General features: G+C 71.0%; 14 protein-coding genes and 1 pseudogene. 6 read left to right on the top strand and 9 right to left on the bottom strand.

Features of this window, described 5'->3' with window-relative positions:
- The first annotated feature begins 138 nt into the window (after window positions 1–138).
- The 3 genes from KYY02_RS02250 (at window position 139) to KYY02_RS02240 (ending at window position 3,590) form a co-directional block, all read left to right on the top strand.
- Entirely contained in the window at window positions 139–1,119 is a 981-nt protein-coding gene (locus KYY02_RS02250; RefSeq protein WP_371235644.1) for a glycosyltransferase family 2 protein, read from the top strand.
- On the top strand, window positions 1,116–2,486 hold the full coding sequence (locus KYY02_RS02245; RefSeq protein ID WP_371235643.1) for an alpha-2,8-polysialyltransferase family protein: 1,371 nt from the start codon (window positions 1,116–1,118) through the stop codon (window positions 2,484–2,486). The genes KYY02_RS02250 and KYY02_RS02245 overlap by 4 nt, the downstream gene beginning before the upstream one ends.
- 120 nt (window positions 2,487–2,606) lie before the next feature.
- Window positions 2,607–3,590 (top strand): class I SAM-dependent methyltransferase, encoded by a 984-nt coding sequence (locus KYY02_RS02240; RefSeq protein ID WP_371235642.1) that lies wholly within the window; start codon window positions 2,607–2,609, stop codon window positions 3,588–3,590.
- Window positions 3,591–3,642: 52 nt separating this feature from the next.
- Here the strand turns inward: KYY02_RS02240 and KYY02_RS02235 are convergent, their stop codons facing one another.
- Together KYY02_RS02235 and KYY02_RS02230 are read right to left on the bottom strand one after the other, a co-directional pair.
- Entirely contained in the window at window positions 3,643–5,976 is a 2,334-nt protein-coding gene (locus KYY02_RS02235) for a glycosyltransferase (protein WP_371235641.1), read from the bottom strand.
- Window positions 5,973–7,433 carry a glycosyltransferase family 29 protein gene (locus KYY02_RS02230; protein ID WP_371235640.1) on the bottom strand — a complete coding sequence of 487 codons (1,461 nt, stop codon included), beginning with the start codon at window positions 7,431–7,433 and terminating at the stop codon, window positions 5,973–5,975. Before KYY02_RS02230 ends, KYY02_RS02235 begins: the two co-directional genes overlap by 4 nt.
- Window positions 7,434–7,652: 219 nt before the next feature.
- On the opposite strand from KYY02_RS02230, the gene KYY02_RS02225 reads away from it, so the two are divergent.
- A complete protein-coding gene (locus KYY02_RS02225) occupies window positions 7,653–8,774 on the top strand; it encodes an acyltransferase family protein (RefSeq protein ID WP_371235639.1) in 1,122 nt (373 codons plus the stop codon).
- A gap of 178 nt (window positions 8,775–8,952) precedes the next feature.
- Here the strand turns inward: KYY02_RS02225 and KYY02_RS02220 are convergent, their stop codons facing one another.
- From KYY02_RS02220 to KYY02_RS02205, 4 genes and pseudogenes are all read right to left on the bottom strand, one after another.
- A complete protein-coding gene (locus KYY02_RS02220) occupies window positions 8,953–9,603 on the bottom strand; it encodes a TetR/AcrR family transcriptional regulator C-terminal domain-containing protein (protein ID WP_371235638.1) in 651 nt (216 codons plus the stop codon).
- Window positions 9,604–9,740: 137 nt separating this feature from the next.
- Complete coding sequence (leuE, locus tag KYY02_RS02215; protein WP_371235637.1) at window positions 9,741–10,391, bottom strand: leucine efflux protein LeuE; 651 nt, start codon at window positions 10,389–10,391, stop codon at window positions 9,741–9,743.
- A 106-nt stretch (window positions 10,392–10,497) separates the two neighbouring features.
- Window positions 10,498–11,043, bottom strand: a pseudogene (locus tag KYY02_RS02210) (Uma2 family endonuclease); the annotation flags it as partial.
- A gap of 61 nt (window positions 11,044–11,104) precedes the next feature.
- Window positions 11,105–12,703 carry an acyl-CoA mutase large subunit family protein gene (locus KYY02_RS02205; protein ID WP_371235636.1) on the bottom strand — a complete coding sequence of 533 codons (1,599 nt, stop codon included), beginning with the start codon at window positions 12,701–12,703 and terminating at the stop codon, window positions 11,105–11,107.
- Window positions 12,704–13,022: 319 nt separating this feature from the next.
- Between KYY02_RS02205 and KYY02_RS02200 the strand changes: the two genes are divergently transcribed.
- The gene (locus KYY02_RS02200; protein WP_371235635.1) at window positions 13,023–13,991 is read left to right on the top strand and encodes a L,D-transpeptidase family protein; all 969 of its coding nucleotides are present in this window, start codon (window positions 13,023–13,025) and stop codon (window positions 13,989–13,991) included.
- A gap of 204 nt (window positions 13,992–14,195) precedes the next feature.
- Here KYY02_RS02200 and KYY02_RS02195 read toward each other — a convergent pair whose 3' ends face one another.
- From KYY02_RS02195 to KYY02_RS02185, 3 genes are all read right to left on the bottom strand, one after another.
- A complete protein-coding gene (locus KYY02_RS02195; protein ID WP_371235634.1) occupies window positions 14,196–15,296 on the bottom strand; it encodes a hypothetical protein in 1,101 nt (366 codons plus the stop codon).
- Window positions 15,296–15,970, bottom strand: coding sequence for an RNA polymerase sigma factor (locus KYY02_RS02190; RefSeq protein WP_371235633.1), 675 nt, complete (start codon window positions 15,968–15,970; stop codon window positions 15,296–15,298). Before KYY02_RS02190 ends, KYY02_RS02195 begins: the two co-directional genes overlap by 1 nt.
- Before the next feature lie 328 nt (window positions 15,971–16,298).
- Window positions 16,299–16,664 (bottom strand): hypothetical protein, encoded by a 366-nt coding sequence (locus tag KYY02_RS02185; RefSeq protein WP_371235632.1) that lies wholly within the window; start codon window positions 16,662–16,664, stop codon window positions 16,299–16,301.
- 496 nt (window positions 16,665–17,160) lie between these two features.
- On the opposite strand from KYY02_RS02185, the gene KYY02_RS02180 reads away from it, so the two are divergent.
- The gene (locus KYY02_RS02180; RefSeq protein ID WP_371235631.1) at window positions 17,161–17,778 is read left to right on the top strand and encodes a hypothetical protein; all 618 of its coding nucleotides are present in this window, start codon (window positions 17,161–17,163) and stop codon (window positions 17,776–17,778) included.
- Window positions 17,779–18,073: the final 295 nt, after the last annotated feature.

Raw genomic sequence — 18,073 nt, 5'->3', positions numbered from 1 at the left:
ACAGCACACCACAGAAAGCCGAACCCGCCCCCGGATTCCCCGGAAGCACAAGCGATGCACCGTTCCGACACGTCGAGTTCACCCCGTGTACCCCTATCGGAAAGTTTGCCTATCCGGCGATCTCCTAGCGTCTCGAAAGTGCCAAAGCTTTCCGTGATCGTGCCGTTCTACAATGTGCGGCAATACGCCCTCGATGCCCTGCGAAGTCTGCGCGCCAACGCTCGCGACGACTTCGAATTCATTCTCGTCGACGACTGTTCGACCGACGGAACCGCGGACCTTCTCGCGCGCGCGGAACACGAACTGCCGGGGGCGGTACTGGTCAGACACGATCGCAACGGCGGTCTGGCGACCGCCCGCAACACCGGCATCGACCGGGCCCGTGGCGAGTACCTGACCTTCATGGACGGCGACGACTGGCTGGCGCCCGGCTACTACGCCCGGCTGGTCGCCGCGATCGAGACACTCGGCTGCGACTTCGTCCGCACCGACCACGTGCAGTGCACGGCACGGGCCCGCACCGTGCACCGCGTCCCGCACGGCCGGCGCAACGTGGTGCTGCGGCCGCGCGACGCGATCCTGCCCGCCCACCGGACCACTTCCGTCGACTACGCCTATGCCTGGGCGGGCGTCTACCACCGTCGTCTGGTCGAGCGCGGTCTGCTGCACTTCACCGACGGGCTGCGTACGGCGGAGGACCGGCCCTGGATCTGGAAGTTGCACCGGGAGGCGGAGTCCTTCGCGGTGACCAGCCTGCTCGGGGTCTTCTACCGGCGCGGCGTCGCCTCGTCACTGACGCAGATCGGCGACGCCCGGCAACTCGACTTCATCCGCGCGTTCGACCAGGTGATCGAGGAGGCCTCGGGGGACGCGGAGGCGTCGGCGCTGCTGCCGAAGGCCGTACGCACGTACTGCGCGATCATCGCCCATCACCTGGGCGCCGCCGACCGGTTCGAGCCTCCCGTGGCCAGGAAGTTGAAGGCGATGAGCACCGCTGCCCTGCGGCGCATGCCGCAGGACGTACTCGACGACGCGCTCGACTCGATGGACGCAGAGCGCGCCGGACGGCTGCGCCGGCTGCGCCGTCGTCCGGCGCCGGGCGCGGAGGTGGCAGCGTGAGCACACAGATCTTCATGGTGTCGACCCTGTACGGCACCGCCACGCTCGCCGCCGCCCTCGACTCGGGCTGCTTCGCACCCGCCGACCGGCGGATCCTGCTGGTCTCCAACAACGCGGTGACGCCGGAGACGACACCCTCCGTCGACGAGATGCCCGGGTTCGAGCGGCTTCGGTCGCGCTTCGACGACGTGGTGTCGTGGAACGAGGCCGTCTTCCCCTTCCACCCCGGCGGCTGGGAACCACGTCCGGACGACGTGCCCATGTGGGAGCGGTATCTGCGGCTGGCCTGGGGAATCGGTGACGACGACGTGGCGCTCGCGGTGGAGTCCATCCAGGTCAACCCGGCCCTCGGGGTGGCGCAGATCTTCACCGACGCGCCTGTCACCGTCTACGCGGACGGCCTGATGAGCTACGGCCCCACCCGCAACAAGATCGACCCGCTGGTCGGCACGCGAGTGGAGCGCCTGCTCCACCTGGACCTGGTGCCGGGGCTCCGGCCGTTGCTGCTCACCGAGTTCGGTGTCGCGTCGGAGGTGGTGCCGACCCCGGCGTTCACCAAGGTGCTCGCCGAGCTGGTCGATACCGGCGCCGCGCTGCCGGACGTGGAGGAACCCGCGCTGCTGCTGGGTCAGTACCTGTCCGCACTGCGCATCCTCTCCGCCGAGGAGGAGGAGGACCTGCATGTGCGGATGCTGAAGGGCGTGGTGGAGCTGGGCCACACCCGGGTGCTGTTCAAGCCGCATCCCACGGCCCCGGCCCGTTTCACCCGCACCCTGGAGCGGGAGGCCGAGCGGCTCGGTGCCGATCTCACGGTGCTGGACACTCCGGTGCTCGCCGAGGTGCTCTACCAGCGGATGCGTCCGGCGGTGGTCGTCGGCTGCTTCTCCACGGCGCTGCTCACCGCGTCCGAGCTGTACGGTCTGCCGGTCGCCCGGGTCGGCACGGACACGCTGCTGAAACGGCTGACACCGTACGAGAACAGCAATCGCATCCCCGTCACGATCGTCCACGCGCTGCTGCCCGCGCCGGACGACCGCGCGGCCGTCGCGGAGCGGCGCGGGAGCATGGAGACCGAGGCGCTCGCCGACCTCGTGCGGGCCGTCGGGTTCGCGATGCAGCCGAAGATCCTCCCGGAGCTGCGGGACGAGACCGAGCGGTATCTGTCGACGCGGCTGGACGAGGGCACCTGGAGGTACTTCACGAAGAAGCGGCTGACCTCCCTGGGGCTACCGGGCGGGGTCCCGGCCCAGCTGGGCTTCCTGCCGCGCAACGCCACCGTACGGCGGGTCGCGCGCAAGGCACGCAGCCTGCGGCGGGCGGTGGCCCGCCGGCGAGCGGCCCCGCTCCCGCCGGTGAACAGCGAATGAAACCCGCCGGACGTTCAGCCGAAGGCAACATATTCCTCGGGTTCGCTGGTGTATCAACGGTCGTGCGTTCCGTACCGCATTGCCGCTCCCCTCCAGCGTTGTCCAACCCGTGAGGCATTCATGACGAAGTTCGGTCGGCTCTACTCCCTCCTCGGCGATGTCCGGCTGCCGGACACCATTCCCTACTCCCAGGTGAGCACCTGGGAGTTGCAGTTCCTCTATCTGCTGGGACGCCATCACCTCACAGGCAAGGACCGGCTGGTCGAACTGGGATCCGGCGGGGGCGGTTCCACGTACGCCCTCGCACTGGGCCTGCGGGAGAACCCGGTGTTCGACGAGCGCACGGGACGGCTCCATGCGTACGACTTCTTCCGCGTGGGCAAGGGCACGTTCGCCTCCGAGAAGTTCTTCGCCGACGGAGCGAAGCCACAGGGCGAGAACTCCTTCCTGGACGACTTCCGCGGGCGGCTGGAGCCGTTCCTGCCGTTCCTGGAGATCCACGCCGGGGACCTCTGGCAGACCTCCGACCCCGAGGACACCAGCCCCGTCGAGTTCCTGCACGTCGACATCGCCAAGACGGCACGGGTGTTCCGGTGCGTGGCCGAACGATTCCTGACCCGGTTGCGGCCGGGCTCGGTGGTGCTGCACCAGGATTTCGCCGGACCGCGGCTGCCGTGGCTGCACCACAGCACCGGCGCACTGCTGCCGTACATAGAGATCGCCGGGCCGCCGATCCGCTCCACGCTCGCCTTCGAAGTGGTCCGGCCGATCCCCGGGCATGTGCTGAAGGCCGTCGCGGAGGACTCCTACTCCGTCGACGAGAAACTGTCGCTGATCTCCGCTGTCCAGGAGCGGATCGACCGCGACCACACGGGCGGGATCCCCTTCAAGCCGGTCCTGGAGTTCGCCAAGGCCTACACCGCCCACTACGCCGGCGAGCACCGTCGGGCCTGGTCGATCGCCAAGCCGCTGACCTCGGACGAGTACCTGAGCCGGACCCGCGCGGACCACTTCGAGCAGTTGCGCAAGGCGTACGAGCAGGACCGGGAGCAGCACGGCGGTTCCCGCCTGACCCGGCTGGTGAAGAAGGCCGTGGGTCGCTGAACCCACGTGCGTGAGCCCTCGCGGTCCACCGGCCGCGAGGGCTCACCGCGTTTCAGGCTCCGAGGATCCTCCGCAGGTCGGCGGCGTTCGCCTCGGTGACCTTCCACAGCGTCTGCTGACGCTCGTGGACGTCGGCGACCGTCGCCGCGTGGGCGTCCAGGATGCCGATGGCCCGCTCGGTGAGCATCGCGCCCAGGTTCCGCTCGTGCACGGATATGCCCCACTCGGGACGCTCGATGTCGGCCAGGAAATACGCCATCTTGGGGTGCGAGATCAGGCTGATGATCGGCGTGCCCACGCCGAACGGGATCATCCCGGCGTGCCCGCGCATGCCGATGACCAGGCGGGTCCTCGCGTACAGGTCCCGGATGGCGTCGTTGTCGAAGTCGTACATCGGGATCACCGGCAGCGAGATGCCGTGCTCACGGCGCAGGTCGAAGGCGATCCGCTCGTCGTCCAGCGAGTGCGCGGCGCAGCGGACCTCGGTGTGCTCGCCGATGCCCCGCACGGCCTTCGCGATCTCCGCGAGGAAGTGGCCGTAGTCGTGCCCGAAGCGCAGGCCCGCCCGGTCATAGGCGGCGTTCAGCAGGACGGTGTCCTCGCGGTGCAGCGGGTCGGTCCAGCCGGGGACGAGCTGACGGCTGACCGTGGTGGGGCAGGGCTGGAAGCGGACTCGGTCGTGCAGGTGGTCCGGGAGCATCGCCCGTACCTTCGCGATGGAGCCGTGGTTGCGCAGTCCGAAGAACGCGGACTTCTCCACCAGCAGCCGGAGGCTCTCGCGGAACCGCCCGGCCCGGTACGACTGCCCGTCGAACGCGTTGAACCCCACCGCGTACACCATGATCGGCACGTCGATGCCGCGCAGCTGCTCGTCGGCCACGTTCCACTGCCAGGCGCTGTTGCCGTTGGGCATCGTGTCCGGAATGAACAGTCCGCCGCCGCCGATGACCAGACCACGCCGGGCGTTGACCCGCTCCAGGGCCTTCTCGTCGAACAGGCGGTGGGCGTGGACGGAGTGCCAGCGCCGGGAGGTGGTGTCCTCGCCGAACGCCAGGCGCACCGTCTCCGGAAGCAGCTTGTCGCCCGCGTTGCCCTGCCGGTCCATGTAGAAGGCGACGTGCGCCAACTGCTCTCCGGGGCTGCCCTGCTCCTGGGCGGGCACGGTGCCGGCGCGCTGCGCCCACAGCCTGCTCGACCGGTGGGTCGGGTCGACGGAGATGCCGGCGGTGGCGTACCGCAGCGCCTCGGCGTTGTCGCCGTGCACCCAGGCCATCTGGGCAAGCCGGGCGTAGGCGGTGGCGGCCCGGTTGGGGGCGGAGGTGGCCAGCAACAGCTGGGCCTTGGCCTCCTCGTAGCGGGAGACGCTCATCAGGGCGTGGCCGAGCACCTCGTGCGGCCAGGCGGCGTCGAGCGGGATGTGGACGCTGCTCAGGATGTCGACGGCGTCCTGGTAGTCGCCGGCCGCGATGTGCGCGGCGGCGACCTTGCGGGCGCACTCGACATCCCCGGTGCGCATGACGTGCGGGGTGCCGAAGTGCACCAGCAGGTCGTGGTGGAGACCGCCGGAGGACGCCAGGTACGCGGCGTGGAAGTCGGCGTCGGACAGGTCGAACCCGCGCCAGCACTCCTCCGCCAGGGAGTAGCCGGCCTCGCCGCCCTGCCAGGGCTTGTGCCGCCCGGTGAAGTGCAGGATCGCCGTGTCGTCGGGCACCGGCAGGTCACCGGACAGGCGCCGCTTGACGAAGTTGTAGCGGGCGTCGAGCCGGACGAAGTCGCCGTCCAGGACGGCGTTGAGGATGCCCTGGTCGTGCTTGTCGAGTTCGTAGTCCCCGCTGCGTCCGGTCGCGTCGAGCTTCGCGCAGAAGGCGTCGGTGAGGTACTCGCGCTGGATCACCAGCAGACCGGAGTTGAGCTTGTGCTGCCCGTAGAAGAACTGCGGGACGGCCGCCAGCCCTTCACGAAGGCGCAGGAGTTCACCCAGGTCACCGAGGACGACCATGTCGGTGTCGAGGGTGATGACCGTGTCGTATTCACGGATCCGGAAGACGTCGAGGATGAAGTACGCCTTGCGGACCAGGTAGTTGTCCTGGTCGCCCTTCTTGTACGAGTCGTAGTGCTCGGCGTTCACACGGCGCAGCACGATGCGCGGGTGCAGGGCGCGGATCTTCGCGATGGAGCCGGGGCGCAGGTCGTCGTGGAGGACGACGAAGTCCTCGCACACCCCGGGGTTGGACAGGGCGAGGCTGCGCAGCAGGGCGAGGAAGCCGGGCAGGTAGTTCTCGTCGACGTAGGAGGCGAAGGCGACGCGCCGCTTGCCGGTGAGTGCGGCCGACGAGGGGGCCGGGGCCTGGGAGGAGGTGGTGCCGGCCAGGAAGGTCGTGGTCATCGCAGGGAAATCCTCATGTCGGTCACTCGCTGGGCCCGCTGCATGACCCATTCCTTCTCGCTGGTGTACTCGTGCACGGACGTGATCGGCATCTTCATGGCCTCCGGCACGCGGTAGGCGCCGCTCTCGTAGAAGTCGAAGCCGATCAGGTCGAGCGTGGGGCTGACATCCAGGAAGTCCAGCAGGAACAGCATGTTGAAGCCGGTGGTCGGGATGCCCGACCAGGCGTCGTTGCCCAGGCGGCCGATGTTGCGCACGGGCCAGCGCAGCGACTCGTCGCCGAGGAACCGCTGGGCACCGGGCACGAGACGGTTGCGCAGCGAGTACTTCCAGTCGTTGGAGATGCCGCCGAAGACGAGCCGGGTGGTGACCTGCTGGTCCCAGTTGAAGCCGTGCTTGTGGATGGTGGCGTGGATATCGGTGCGGCTGCCGGTGTGCTTCGGGTCGATGCGGTACGAGTTGAAGCGCACCACCAGGTCGTAGCCGTCGATCTCGGCACCCATCGAGCTGCTGCCCACCCGGCCGGAGTTGGCTATCAGGCAGATGGACTTGCCGGCGATCTCGTTGCGGAACTCGCCGAGGCTGAGCCACTGCACGCCGCCGATGGTCGGGTCGGCGACGGGGCCGCGCATCCGGGTGCGGCGCTGCTCGGCGTAGAGGGCGAGGGCCTCGGTGAGAGCCGCGAGGTCGCCGCCCCGGTTGGTGCGCAGGTCCAGGTACTGATTGAGCAGTTCCTGCCGGTCGGCGACCGGGGACGGCTCGGCGGCCAGCGTGAGGAGCGCTCCCACCATGCGCGGTTCGGCCTCGGCCCAGTCCCCCACGGCATGCGCGGCCAGGCCCTCGGCCCACACGTCGGTGGCGGGTCCGCGGACGAACTCCTCGGCGCGCGGGCACTGGCGGCGCAGCAGGGCGAGCAGCTCCTGCTCCTTCTCCGCCGCGACACGCAGTCCGGCGACCTTGGCGCGCACGCCGAAACCGTCGTCGTCGGTGAGGCCCAGGTACCGCTCGTAGGCGGTCACGGCCTCGGCCTCGTCGCCGAGGGCCTCCAGCAGGCGGGCACGCAGCCGCCAGCCGGCCCGGGAGCTCTTGCGCTGGGCCAGCACGGTGTCGCTGATGAGGAGCGCGAGGTTCAGTTCGTCGTCGTAGCCGCATTCGAGGGCCTTGTTGGCGACGGCGAGCAGGGCGTCCAGCAGCTCGTTGGACAGGCTGGGAGAAGGCGTTGCCGCACCCTTCACGGCCCGCTTGAGCAGGGCGGTCGCTCCGCTCGACGCGGGTGTCGGCTCCGGCGTGGCGCCGGTGGCGCACACGACGAGCAGCTTCCGCAGCTGCTCGGCGAGTTGGATGCGGCGGCGGTCGACGCTGCCGACGAGCTTGCCGCTGTGTACCGCGCAGGCACGCAGGCAGTCGTCCAGCTCCCCTCCTCGTGCGCGTGCCCGTCTGTTGTGGACCGTCGTCATGGCACTCCTTGTGCGGAACCAGCCGCCGCCCGCGGGACGGCGTCGGTCGTGATGTCTTCCAGGTGGGGTGTCGAGAGACTTTAGGAAGCCAAAACGACGTCAGGGTGAACTCGTCGCGTCCTAACGAGGAATCGTTGGCCCGGTGGCCGGGCGTCACCTGCGAATCGGTCTAGCGTGCTGGCGTACGCGCGGCCAGGACCATGAACGCAGGGGATTTCCTTGACCAGCACGATCGCCCGTCCGATACCCGACACGCCACGGGGGACGGAGCCGGGGGCGCCCCGCCGGGAGTCGCGGCTGCGCGCCCTGGACGGACTGCGTCTGATCGCCGCCCTCATGGTCGCGGCGTATCACTACGGCGGCCGCGGGGGCGCGGTCACCGAAGCCTGGGGAAGTTCGCCCAAGGTGCAGTTCCCCACGCTGCACGCCTTCTTCGCCTACGGCTGCCTGGGTGTGCAGATCTTCTTCGTGATCAGCGGATTCGTCATCTGCATGAGCGGCTGGGGCCGGTCGCTGACGTCCTTCTTCGCCTCCCGCGCCTCCCGTCTGCTGCCGGCGTACTGGGCGGCGGTCCTCCTCGTGACGGCGGTGTTCGCGCTGCCGGTGGTCGCCTACGACGCGGTCTCGCCCAGCGACGCACTGGTGAACCTGACGATGCTCCAGCAGCCGCTCGGGGTGGAGCGGGTGCTGGGGGTGTGCTGGACGTTGTGGGCGGAGATCCGCTTCTACGCGCTGTTCGCGCTGTGCGTGGTACTGCCCGGCGCGAGCCGTCGGCGCGTGATCCTGTTCTGCGCACTGTGGACCCTGGCGGCGGCGATCGCCCACGGCGCCGACGAACCGCTGCTCGACCTGGTCCTGATGCCCGAGTACGCGCCGTTCTTCGTCGGCGGCATCGGCCTGTACCTGGTCCACCGCGACCGGCGGGACGCCTACGCGTGGGGCATCGTCGGCGTGAGCTGGCTGATCGGGCAGCACCACGCGGTCCGTGAACTGTGGCACGCGCCGAGCGCGGACGCCTTCTCGAACCGGACGTCGCTCGGGATCGTCCTGGTGGTGACGCTCGGCTTCGTCGCGGTCGCCGCGATCGCGCTGGGGTGGCTGAACCGGGTGAACTGGCGCTGGCTGACGGTGGCAGGGGCGCTGACGTACCCGTTCTACCTGGTGCACGAGCACCTGGGCTGGGTGGTGATCCACGGGCTGCACCGCGGCCTGGGCCTGGCCTCGGCTGAGACCTTCGCTCTCGCGGTCGCCTCGATGCTGCTCCTCGCCTGGCTGCTGCACCGCGGTGTCGAGAAGCCGCTGACTCCGAGGCTGCGGGCGGCACTGTCCGGGCGGCTCTGAACTCCGGTCGCGGAGCGTCCAGGGCGGCGGCCCCACCCGGCGACGCCGTGTGCGGGTGCCCGGTGAGCCGGCCGGGCGCCCGTCGTGACGGGAAACGGCGGCCCGTCACACGTGCGCGACGGGCCGTCCCCGGGTTCGCCCCGGTGCCGCGCGGGGCGCGCGACGGGGCCGAGTGCCGTCAGCGGTCCCGGAGGGTGAGGGCGACGCCTTCGACGACCGCGTCGAGTCCCGCCTCGAAGCCGGCCCGGTGGTCCCGGAACATCTCGTACCCGGCCTGCGCGGCGAGCGGCTGGGCGGCCAGGCGCTCGCCCCGGGCGTCCAGGTCGTGGCCCCCGGCCCCGGTGGCGGGGTCGGGGCCCATCGCCTGCTCCTCGATGACGTATCCGATGGTGTAGCTGTACGCCGTGGACCAGGCGCGGGCGGCGGCCGCCGGGGTGAACCCCGCGTCGGTGAGCACCCGCAGACTCGCCTCCATCGGTTCGGCGTACGACATGTCGGTGAAGCGGGTTCCCGCGTAGACCTTGGCGCCGTCGCGGTAGCCGAGGAGGTGCTCGCGCAGGCCGCCCATCATCAGGCGGAGCGCCTCCCGCCAGTCGCCGGCCGGACGGGCGGTCAGGTCGGCGCTCATGCGCCGCATCATCTCCGTCGCCATCTCGTCGAGCAGCGCCTGCTTGTCCTTGAAGTGCCAGTAGAGGGCGGGCGCCTTGACGTCCAGTTCCCTGGCGATCGCGCGCAGCGTCAGGCCTTCCAGGCCGACCTCGTTCAGCAGTCTCAGCGCCGTGTCGGCGACCCGTCGGCGGTCCAGGGGGGTGCGTCGTTCCGAACTCACGTTTGACGACTTAACACCGTTAAGGGCACGCGCGCGGAGCGCGTTACTTAACGAAGTTAAGGAGAGTGGTCGTGAGCGACACCGATGTGCTGGTCGTGGGCGCCGGACCGACCGGCCTCGCCCTCGGGCGCTGATCCCTACGCGCTCGCCAGTGACAGCTTCGCCGCGAAGCCCAGGAACAGGGCGCCGGCCGCCGAGGTCGCCCCCGCCGACAGGCGCCTGCGGCGACGGAAGGCCTCGGCGAGCCGGGTGCCGCCGAAGATCAGCGCGCTGAGGTAGAGCACGCTGGCGATCTGGGCGAAGGCGCCTAGGACGACGAAGGAGAGCACCGGATAGGCGTAGGCCGGGTCGACGAACTGCACGAAGAAGGCGATGAAGAACAGGATCGCCTTGGGGTTGAGCAGACTGACCACCAGGGCCCGGCGGAACGGGCGCTCACCGGGTGCGGACACGGCGGGGGCCCCGGTCGCGTCCTCGTCCCGCCGCGTCCGCCACATCCCCCACGCGGCGCGCAGCATCCCGACGGCCAGCCAGGTCAGATATCCGGCGCCCGCGTACTTCACGATCCCGAACAGCACGTCGTTGGCCTGGAGCAGCGAGGCGACCCCGGCGGCCGACAGCGTCATCAGCACGGCGTCCCCGCACCAGACCCCGGCGGCGGCCGTGTACCCGGCTCGCACACCGCGACGGGCGGCGACGGAGAGGACGTAGAGGGAGTTGGGGCCGGGCAGCAGGATGATGAGGATCAGTCCCGCCAGATAGGTGGGGAGGTCGATGACGCCGAACATGGGGGGAGTGTCGCACGGGGGCGCGGCACTCCGCTCCGGTGTTTCGTCCGTCGGGAGGGGGGTCCGCCGAGCTCTCGGCACCTACGCCGCCCGGCTCCGGCACGGTCACGTCCTGACCCCGCTCGAAGCGCCGGGGGGCAGGGTACTCGCCGGCGGCCGGATCGGTGGGGAGCAGGACCTCGTCGTGCTTGCGGTCCACGACCCGGCAGGCGGGGACGCCCGCCCGGGCGCCACACCCGGCCTTGGGGCCGAGGCGGCCGGACCGGTCGGACGACGTGGTCCCGACGACCCCACGGAAGACGTCCGGGGCGTAGGGGGTCCTGGTGACGTGAGCGTCGCGGAAGTCCTCGTCGACGACGGACGGGCCGGGGATCGCGGAGTCCGCGGGCAGCGCGGGAAGCCACAGGCCCACGCCCCGGATCCGTTCGGCTCCGTCTCCCCCGGTACCCGCACGCTCGAGCGCTCCGCAGAACTTCGTCAGCGACAACCCGTGCGGGCCGTCCGGCGGCGGTGTCCCAGTGAGCCTCCCCCGGAGAATCTCCACGCGGTGGCCGGGCAGTGCACGGGCGAGCTGGTCGGCAGTCGCGTCCGGGGTCGGTTCCCGCTGCGGTACGGCCCGGGCGCCCGCCGAGGTCGAGGGTCCGCTCCCCACGAGAGCGACCGGGGACGAACGGCTTCCGCCCACGGTCACTCATACGGGGTAACAGACCGGGTCAGAAGGCGTCCGACGGCACGTACGTCCCCCAGACCTCGCGCAGCGCGTTGCACACCTCGCCCACCGTCGCGCGGGCCTTCAGGGCGTCCTTCATCGGGTACAGGACGTTGTCCTCGCCCTCGGCGGCCTTCTTCAGGGCGGCCAGGGCCGAGTCGACCGCCTGCCGGTCGCGCTCCGCGCGGAGCTTCGCCAGGCGTTCGGCCTGCTGGGCCTCGATGGCGGGGTCGACGCGGAGCGGCTCGTAGGGTTCCTCCTCGTCGAGCTGGAAGCGGTTGACGCCGACCACGACGCGTTCGCCGGAGTCGGTCTCCTGGGCGATGCGGTAGGCGTTGCGCTCGATCTCGTTCTTCTGGAAGCCGTGCTCGATGGCGTTGACCGCGCCGCCGAGGTCTTCGACCCTGCCCATCAGCTCCAGTGCCGCCGCCTCGAGGTCGTCGGTCATCCTCTCGATGACGTAGGAGCCGGCGAAGGGGTCGACGGTGGCGGTGACGTCGGTCTCGTAGGCGAGGACCTGCTGGGTGCGCAGGGCGAGGCGGGCGGATTTGTCGGTCGGCAGCGCGATGGCCTCGTCGAAGGAGTTGGTGTGCAGCGACTGGGTGCCGCCGAGGACCGCGCCCAGGCCCTGGACGGCGACGCGGACCAGGTTCACCTCGGGCTGCTGGGCGGTCAGCTGCACCCCGGCCGTCTGCGTGTGGAAGCGCAGCATCATCGACTTGGGGTTCCTCGCGCCGAACTCCTCCTTCATCACCCGTGCCCAGATCCTGCGGGCGGCGCGGAACTTGGCGACCTCCTCCAGGATGGTGGTGCGGGCCACGAAGAAGAACGAAAGGCGTGGGGCGAAGTCGTCGACGTCCATGCCGGCCGCGAGCGCCGTGCGGACGTACTCGACGGCGTCGGCGAGGGTGAAGGCGATCTCCTGCGCGGGGGAGGCGCCGGCTTCGGCCATGTGGTAGCCGGAGATCGAGATCGTGTTCCACTTGGGGATCTCGGTCCCGCAGTACTGGAAGATGTCGGCGATCAGGCGCAGGGACGGCTTGGGCGGGAAGATGTAGGTGCCGCGGGCGATGTACTCCTTCAGCACGTCGTTCTGGATCGTGCCGGTGAGTTCGCCGGCCGCCACGCCCTGTTCCTCGGCGACCAGTTGGTAGAGGAGCAGGAGCAGGGCGGCGGGGGCGTTGATCGTCATCGACGTGGAGACCTGGTCCAGCGGGATGCCGTCGAACAGCACCCGCATGTCGTCGACGGAGTCGATGGCGACGCCCACCTTGCCGACCTCGCCGTGCGCGATCGGGGCGTCGGAGTCGTGGCCCATCTGGGTGGGCAGGTCGAAGGCGACCGACAGACCCGTCGTGCCGTTGGCGATCAGTTGCTTGTACCGGGCGTTGGACTCCGTCGCCGTGCCGAAACCGGCGTACTGGCGCATCGTCCAGGGCCGGCCGGTGTACATCGTCGGGTACACGCCCCGGGTGAAGGGGTACGCCCCCGGCTCGCCCAGCTTCCCGGGCGGGTCCCAGCCCTCGAGAGCCCCCGGCCCGTAGACCGGCTCGATGGGCAGTCCACTCTCGGTGGTCCGGGCACTGCCCGACTCGCGCGCCATGGTGTGATACCTCCCGCTGAGCGGCGTTGCTCTACTTGCCCGCCCGGTACCCGTCACTTGCCCGTCGGTACAGGCCGACCTTTCGACGGACTGTAGCGGTGCGCGTGCGGCCCGGTGGAGGGACGCACTCTGGGACCTTCCTCACAGCCACGGTGGGGCCCGCTCACAGCACCGCCCCGGCGCTCGTCCTCCGGTCACTCACCACCATGCACCCTTGTTCGTCGGCGGTCACACCCGGGGAACATCTCAGATGACGGCCGGGCGCGGCCGGTGGGACGGCGGGGCTGCTGGGCGGAGGAGGGGCATGGGGAGGAAAGGCATGCGAAGGAGAGGGACCGCGGGTCTCGCGGCGCTGGCCGCCCTGACGGTGTGTACGGCCGGCTGTACGGTGCGGCCCGCCGGGGAGGGCGGGCCGCCGGTGCGCATCGAGGTGCCGGGCCGGACGCCCTCCGCGTCGGCGCCGGAGTCGAGGTCGAATCCGGAGTCGGAGTCGGAGTCGGAGTCGGGGTCGAATCCGGCGTCGGCGTCGGAGTCGGAGTCGAATCCGGCGTCGGAGTCGGAGTCGGGGTCGAATCCGGCGTCGGGGTCGGATCCGGAGTCGGCGTCACGGGCTCCGGACGCCGGCGGGAAGTCCACCCGTCCCGGCGCCCCGGTACCGCGCGTGCTGTGGTCCCCCGGTGACTCCGGGCGCGACGTACGCGAGCTCCAGGCCCGGCTGCGGCAGGTCGCCTGGATCTTCCACGGGCCCACGGGGACGTACGACGACCTGACGGCGAAGGCGGTCCGGGGCTTCCAGGGCAAGCGCGGGCTGCCGAGGACGGGGGTGACCGACTCCGTCACCTGGCAGCGGCTGCTCGCCATGACGCGCGAACCGGGCAGGTGGGAGCTGTACCTGATGGGCGGCCAGCCGGCCGACGCGCCCGACCCGCGCTGCACGACCGGCCGCGCGCTGTGCATCAGCAAGTCGAGCCGCACCCTGCGCTGGATGATCGACGGGCGGACGGTGTCGACGATGCCGGTGCGCTTCGGTTCCGAGTACACGCCGACCCGTGAGGGCGTCTTCCACGTCTACTGGAAGTCCCGGCACCACGTGTCCACGCTCTACGACTCCCCCATGCCGTACGCCATGTTCTTCAGCGGCGGCCAGGCCGTGCACTTCTCGGCCGACTTCGCCGCGCGGGGGTACGCCGGTTCCTCGCACGGTTGCGTCAACGTACGGGACGAGGAAGCCGTCGCCCTGCTGTACGGGCAGGTGCGGAACGGCGACAAGGTCGTCGTGCACTGGTGAGAGGGGGCGCGGGCGGAACCCGGGGGAACGTGTCCCGCCCGCGCCGAAATGCACGAGCCGTAGGTACGGGGGGAACCCCGGCTCCGTGCGACAGCCGATGACCAGTCGGCTCACTCTTTACTGCGCCACGAGGGCCGAAAGTGTCACACCTACTGGGGAAGAAATTTCAGCAGTCGGCAAAAGCGCAGGTCAGGGGCGGCCGCGTCATGAGTTCTTCTTGTCGCCGCCGTTGCCGTTGCCGTTGCCGCTGTTCCCGGCGTTGCCGTTGTTCCCTGCGTTGCCGTTGTTCCCTGCGTTGCCGCTGTTCCCTGCCTTGCCGCTGTTCCCTGCGTTGCCGTTGCCGCCCTTCCCGGCGCTGTCGCCCCCGCCGCCCTGCCCCTGACCGTCGGCCTTCCCGTTGCCGTTGCCGTTGCCGTTGCCGTTGCTCCCGGGGGCTTCCTCGTCGGTGCCGGTCGCGCCGGACGCGCCGGAGGTGTCCGGCCCGGAGAGCACGTCCTCGCAGTACGGGCCGACCCGGGAGGGGCCGCCCGCCGCGTCCTCGAGGAGCTGCTCGCGTTCCCCGTCCAGCGCCCTGCCGTCGCGCCATGCGCGACAGGCCTCGGCGATCTGCTTCCCGCCGCGTCCGGAACGGACCGCGCCGTCGCCGGTGTCCGCGTCGGGCTCCTCCGGTGCGCGGGACCCGTCGGCGCCCCCGGCGGCGCCCTCGCCGTCCCCGGCCGTACCGGGGAGGCTTTCGGAGTGCCGGTCCTCGGGCACGACTCCGCCCGGTGCGGCGCCCTTCGGCGGAGGGGACACCGGAGAGCGCTCGGGACGCGCGCCTGTGGCCGTGACGGAGGCGGCCGGGTCGGACCGGGAGCCGTCGGGCGGGGACAGGACTCCGGTTCCCGCCAGCACCGCGGCGCCCCCGGCCATGCCGGCGACCAGCGCGGCGGCCAGCCCGAGGCGCAGGGAACGCCCCCGCCGGGGTTCGTCCACGGTCACGGTTCCGGAACGGTCACCGCGCCGGGCGCCGATACGGATCGACCCGATGCCGCAGGGCCGTGTTCCGTCCGGCCGGTCCGTGCCGAGAGCCGGCTCGGCCCGCTCCTCCCGTTCCTCGCGCGACCTGCGGAAGGCGGCCAGGGCAGCCGCCTCCCCGGGGAGTTCCCCGTCGGCCGCAGAGGGTGGCGCGGAGAGCGCGCGCAGTGTCCCGGCGAGCCGTCGGGCCCGGTCGCGGGCGACGGGATCGGTGGTTTCCGGGGGCTCTCCGCTCAGTAAGCGCTCCGCAGTCCCGCGGTCCAGCCACCTGTGCTGCTCGTCGGCCATCACATGTCCTTCTGCGTCCGCGTTCGTGTCTGCGTCACACTCGCGGACGTCACCGTACGACGGCGTGATTCTCTCTGAGGAGGAAGGGCGTCGAGCACCCCGGCGGATTCCGGATGGGCCTTCGGATCGCCGCCGATCAGCTCGGCCAGGCGCTTCAGACCCCGGTGCGCGGCCGTCCGTACGGCACCCGGTCGTTTGCCCAGGGTCTCGGCGGCGGACTTGGCGTCGAGACCCACGACCACGCGCAGGACGACGGCCTCGGCCTGGTCCTGCGGCAGGCGGGATATGAGGGAGAACGCGCCGTCGGTGGCCAGCGCCTCGATCGCCTCGCCGGCCGTGTCGGACTCGGCGGCCCGCCCGGTGAGCTCGGTCTCGTCGCCCCCGATCGCGGGGCGGCGTCCGCGCATGCGGATGTGGTCCAGCGCTCGGTTGCGGGCGATGCGGGCGGCCCAGCCGCGGAACCGGTCCGCGTCTCCGGTGAAGCGCTCCAGGTCACGGGTGATCTGCAACCACGCCTCGGACGTCACGTCCTCGGCGTCGGGCTCGCCGACCAGTGTGCGTACGTATCCCAGCAGCCGCGGGTGCACGGCGCGGTACACAGTCCGGAACGCGCTCTCGTCCCCGTCCTGCGCCGCACGCACCGCGGCGGTCAGCTCCGCGTCGTCCCCCAGCACACGCGCACCTTCTTTGCGCCTAAACCGGCGCCGCTCTCGCGGACCGGGTTCTCGCCGTCGTGATTGCTCAGTTGATGGTTGCGGTCTCCGGCCGCGGGTGGTTCGTGGTCATGTGTCCGGCGCGGCCTGGTGCGAAAGGCACGTTACGGCCTGAATCCCCTTCCCGTCCATGTCGGTCCAGGATGCGACCGACCCGTGACCCGGGAGGGTGTGACAGAAAATGCGCTCACGGCGCTGTGGGAAGTACGGGTCGCCGCGCGGCCCGTACCGCGCGACGGCCGGGGCCTCTCCTGTGGGGGGTGGCGGCCCCGGCCGTTGCTTTGGCAGGTCACCGAGTACAGAGCCGGCTGCGGCCCGGCGCGCCGGGCACGGGGTGCAGCACGGAGGCGACGGCGTCGGAGAGCCCGCCGCCGCCCTGGTGCGGGGCGGCCTCGTCGGCCACCGCGACCGGGGCCAGGGAGTCAGAGAGCGAGACGTCCCGGGAGGTGGCCTCGGTCACCGGCCGGGGCGGGAGTGGCACCTCGGTGCCGACCGGGACCAGGTGCTCGGTCGGCACGCGCTGGGTGAGGGGGCCGGAGTCCCCGAAGGTCTGCTCGCCCTCGGTGCCGTGCTTGCGGATCCGCACCTCGTACCGCACCTTGCGCTCCACCTCGACCGTGCCCTTGTCGCTGCGCAGCACGCGCGGTTCGGCCACGTTCGTCTGCCGGCGGGGCTCGCGGGAGGACTGCCAGGGCTGGGCGCCGACGGTGGCGGCGGCACCGAACCACAGCCCCGGAGCGAGGGGGCGAGCCCGAAGGCGAGACCTCCGGCGCCCTTGCTGGCCGAGCTGCCGCTCGAGGAACCCACGGTGGCGGCGGAGTTGTGGTGGCTGTCGAGCTTGGTGTCCTTTCCCTCGGGGTGCTCCAGCACGGCCTGCGGCACCTCGTCGGCGCCCGGTGAGGCGTCGGCCGGCAGGGCCTCGGGCTGGAAGACGGGCGGCCTGTCGTCCGGGCCCGGCGGATCGTGACGGTGACGTCGTACCACTCCTTGCCGGTGCGGCCCTGGACGGCGAAGGCGCGGCCCTGCCCGAAGAAGCTCTCCGGCCGGCCGGTTCGCCGGCCCGTACCGCAGGGCCGGGTCGCCGCGCCGTCGCACGGCCGCCGCTGGACGCGGAGTTCGTCCAGATCCCGATCTTCCCCAAGTGGCTGCTGGTGCTGCTCGCGCTGTTGCTCGCCTGGTTCACGCTGGTCCGTCCTGCGGTGCGCAGCGCCGCCGGGGAGGCGGCCACCGAGGCGGTCCAGCCGAGGCCGACGCCGGCCGGGGAGCAGGAGGCCGCCGGAGAGTCCCCCGGCACCGGCGCGGACAGCCGGCCCGGAGGCGACGGCCAGGAGCCGGTGACGGAGGCGGGTGCGGCCGGTTCGGGCGGCGACGGAAGCGGCTCCACGGCCGGGGGCGGCACCGCGGTCGGCGGCCAGCAGAGTTCGGCGACCATCGACCTGAAGACGGGCACCGGGGCGACCAGGACCGGTACCTACAAGGTGCCCGAGAACAGCGTCTTCGGGGTCACCGACATCGTCGTCGCCAACTTCCAGGGCGACGAGGGCGTGATGACGATCAGCTTCGGCGACCGCAAGATCACCACGATCGCGCTGGAGACGTTCCGCAACCAGGACTACCACTGGGTCACTCCCATCAAGATCTCCGAGAACGACACGGTGACCATCGATGTGACCTGCGCGAAGCCCGGTACACCGGCCACGGGTCGTCAGGCGCCGGAGTGTCACGAGGTTCTGAATGTGAGCGGAGTACTCAGTACCACCACGCGATGAATCGGATGTTCTATTTCCGAACTCACCCTCGATCAGTGGTGGCTGCCTCCGTAAAGCGTCGAATGCCTTTCGGCCTGAAATCGATAACCTTGGTCTCAAAACCGGCATCCGGCCCCAGGGACTCCGTAGGGCACGGATCTCTGACGGAGTGGTGACGTGGGCGGCGGATCACACGATCCGCCGCCCACGCGCATCCGGCGTGGCCGTGCGCGGACATCGGTCACCGGCGGCGTCGGCTCGACGTGGTCACCGCCGTCGCCGAACGGGCGGCGACGGCGAGCGGGCGACCGCGGTT

The sequence above is a fragment of the Streptomyces pimonensis genome (assembly GCF_041380215.1).
In the GTDB taxonomy this organism is placed as follows: Bacteria; Actinomycetota; Actinomycetes; order Streptomycetales; family Streptomycetaceae; genus Streptomyces; species Streptomyces pimonensis.
This window is presented reverse-complemented; position numbering and strand designations above follow the sequence as displayed.

Bases quoted from the DNA above. Each gene is read 5' to 3' on its own strand.
- KYY02_RS02240 (WP_371235642.1), top strand. From the start codon at position 2,607: ATGACGAAGTTCGGTCGGCTCTACTCCCTCCTCGGCGATGTCCGGCTG.
- KYY02_RS02235 (WP_371235641.1), bottom strand. From the start codon at position 5,976: ATGACCACGACCTTCCTGGCCGGCACCACCTCCTCCCAGGCCCCGGCC.
- KYY02_RS02230 (WP_371235640.1), bottom strand. From the start codon at position 7,433: ATGACGACGGTCCACAACAGACGGGCACGCGCACGAGGAGGGGAGCTG.
- leuE (WP_371235637.1), bottom strand. From the start codon at position 10,391: ATGTTCGGCGTCATCGACCTCCCCACCTATCTGGCGGGACTGATCCTC.
- KYY02_RS02205 (WP_371235636.1), bottom strand. From the start codon at position 12,703: ATGGCGCGCGAGTCGGGCAGTGCCCGGACCACCGAGAGTGGACTGCCC.
- KYY02_RS02200 (WP_371235635.1), top strand. From the start codon at position 13,023: ATGCGAAGGAGAGGGACCGCGGGTCTCGCGGCGCTGGCCGCCCTGACG.
- KYY02_RS02195 (WP_371235634.1), bottom strand. From the start codon at position 15,296: ATGGCCGACGAGCAGCACAGGTGGCTGGACCGCGGGACTGCGGAGCGC.